1 protein-coding gene is annotated in these 2,652 nt (G+C 66.1%); it reads right to left on the bottom strand.

Features of this window, described 5'->3' with window-relative positions:
* Positions 1–212 precede the first annotated feature (212 nt).
* Positions 213–2,327 carry an NAD-dependent DNA ligase LigA gene (gene ligA, locus E5162_RS14195; RefSeq protein ID WP_135945942.1) on the bottom strand — a complete coding sequence of 705 codons (2,115 nt, stop codon included), beginning with the start codon at positions 2,325–2,327 and terminating at the stop codon, positions 213–215.
* Positions 2,328–2,652 lie beyond the last annotated feature (325 nt).

The raw sequence follows: 2,652 nt of genomic DNA, 5'->3' as shown, positions 1-2,652 counted from the left end.
CTCAGCGCGAAGGGACCGGGCCGGATCGCGACCTCCCCAAAGGGGGTCAGGAACCCAACGGTCTCCTTCGCGCCCCTAATCTGGCACAGCTCCAACACACAGGAACCCAGAGAGGACAGGGTGTTTCCATCGGGTGACGGCACTTCACGCTCTCTGGGTCCCCGGTCAAGCCGGGGATGACGAAAGCAGGTTCGTTTTAAACACCTTCCCTCTTACCCGATCAGGTCCAGCCAGTCCTGCTCGCTGAGGATCTCGACGCCCAGCTCCTCGGCCTTTTTCAGCTTGCTACCCGCCCCTGGCCCGGCCACCAGGTAGTCGGTTTTCGCCGATACCGAGCCGGACACCTTGGCCCCGAGCGATTGCGCGCGCGCCTTGGCTTCGTCGCGGGTGAATTTTTCCAGGCTGCCGGTAAACACCACCGTCTTGCCCGAGACCGGGCTCTCGGCCGCGACCTGCTCGGCGTCTTCCACTGCAACATGCTCCAGCAGGCGGTCGAGCGCGGCCAGGTTATGGTCTTCGCTGAAGAAGCGCCCGATGGCGTCCACCGCCGTATCGCCGAGCCCGTCGATGGCGATCATGGAGGCGCGCGCGTCCGACCCGATCTCGCGCGCCGCTTCGCCCGCCTCGCGGAAGGCCGTCCAGCTGCCATAGGTGCGTGCCAGCAGGCGCGAGGTTTCCTCGCCCACATGGCGCACGCCCAGCGCATTGATGAAGCGGGCGAGCGCGATGGAGCGGCGCGCCTCGATGGACTCAAACAAATTGGCGACCGATTTCTCGCCCCAGCCCTCGCGCGTCTCCAGCGCCGGCTCGATCTCGCCCGCCGCGTTGCGGCGCGCCAGGGTGAAAATGTCGGCGGGCTCCTTGACCAGGCCTTCCTCGTAGAAGGCCTCCACCTGCTTCTCGCCTAGCCCCTCGATATCGAACGCCTTGCGCGACACGAAGTGTTTGAGATGCTCCTTCCTCTGATAGGGGCAGGCAAACTCGCCGGTGCAGCGGCGCACGACCGAGACCTCGCCGGTGCGCGGATTGACCTCGCGCTCGGCCGGGGTCTTCAGCGGGCACGGGCAGACCTTGGGAAACTCGAACGGTCTGGCGCCGGCGGGCCGCTTGTCCTCGATCACCTGGACGATTTGCGGGATCACGTCGCCGGCACGCTGGACCACGACCATGTCGCCGATGCGCACATCCTTGCGCGCGATCTCGTCCTCATTGTGCAAGGTGGCGTTGGAGACCACGACCCCGCCCACGGTCACCGGTTCCAGCTTGGCCACCGGGGTCAGCGCACCGGTGCGCCCGACCTGGATCTCGATATCGTGGAGGCGCGTGGTCGCTTTTTCCGGCGAGAATTTGTGCGCGATCGCCCAGCGCGGCGCGCGGCTGACAAAGCCCAGGCGCTCCTGGTAATCGAGCCGGTCCACCTTGTAGACCACGCCATCGATGTCATAGCCGAGATCGGCGCGCTTCTCCTCGATCTCGCGGTAATGAGCGAGCAGGCCTTGCGCGTCCTCGCAGCGTGTCATCTCCTCGTTGATGACAAAGCCGAGCTCGCGAAGCCTCTCCACCGCGCCCATCTGGGTGTCGGCCAGGGCTTCGGACACCTCCCCCCAGGCATAGGCGAAAAAGCGCAAGGGCCGGCGCGCGGTCACACGCGGATCGATCTGGCGCAGCGATCCGGCGGCGGCATTCCTGGGATTCTTGTACTCCGCCTTGCCGGCCTCGCGCTGGGCCTCATTGAGCGCGGCAAAGTCGCCATGGCTCATATAGACCTCGCCGCGCACCTCCACGATGTCGGGAAGCGCCTCGCCCGACAGCCGCGCGGGAATATCGCCCAGCGTGCGCAGATTCTCGGTCACGTTCTCGCCGGTGCGCCCGTCCCCGCGCGTCGCGCCCAGCACGAACTCGCCCTTCTCGTAGCGCAGATTGGCGCTCAGCCCGTCAATCTTGGGCTCGGAGGTGAAGGCCAGCGCCTCGTCCTCCTTCACATTGAGGAATTTGCGCACCCGCTTGACGAAATCGGTGACGTCGCTGTCCTCGAACGCATTGCCGAGCGACAGCATGGGCACGGCGTGGCTGGCCTCGGCAAAGCCCGATGACGGCCGCGCGCCGACGCGCTCGCTCGGGCTGTCCTCGCGTTTGAGCTCCGGGAAGCGCGCCTCGATTGCCGCATTACGCTGGCGCAGCCCGTCATAGACCGCATCGGAAATCGCGGGCTGGTCCTTCTGGTAGTAAAGCCGGTCATGCCTGGCGATCTCTTTGGCCAAGCGCTCCAGCTCGGCGCGCGCCTCGTCCTCGCTCAGCGCCGCCACATCTTTCAGGGCCACAGTCATCGGCGCGCTCCTTCCTCATCCGAACGCCCACAGATACCCCCGCCCGGCCCCTCATCCCAGCCCGGTTTTCAGGAAGCATGCCGCCCGGTGCGTCGGGCTTTGCTTGCGCTGAAATCCCAGATCTTGCAGCGAAGCACGCTTTACCGGCATGAGGCCCCGGATCCGCCCTCGGCGTCCGGGGTTTCAGCGTATTGGATGACGCCGCCCTGTCCTCTCTGGGTTCCTGTGTGTTGGAGCTGTGCCAGATTAGGGGCGCGAAGGAGACCGTTGGGTTCCTGACCCCCTTTGGGGAGGTCGCGATCCGGCCCGGTCCCTTCGCGCTGAG

It is taken from the genome of Marinicauda pacifica (assembly GCF_004793635.1).
Classification (GTDB): Bacteria; Pseudomonadota; Alphaproteobacteria; order Caulobacterales; family Maricaulaceae; genus Marinicauda; species Marinicauda pacifica.
Note: the sequence above shows the minus strand (reverse complement) of the source record. Positions and strands in the feature narration are given on the sequence as shown.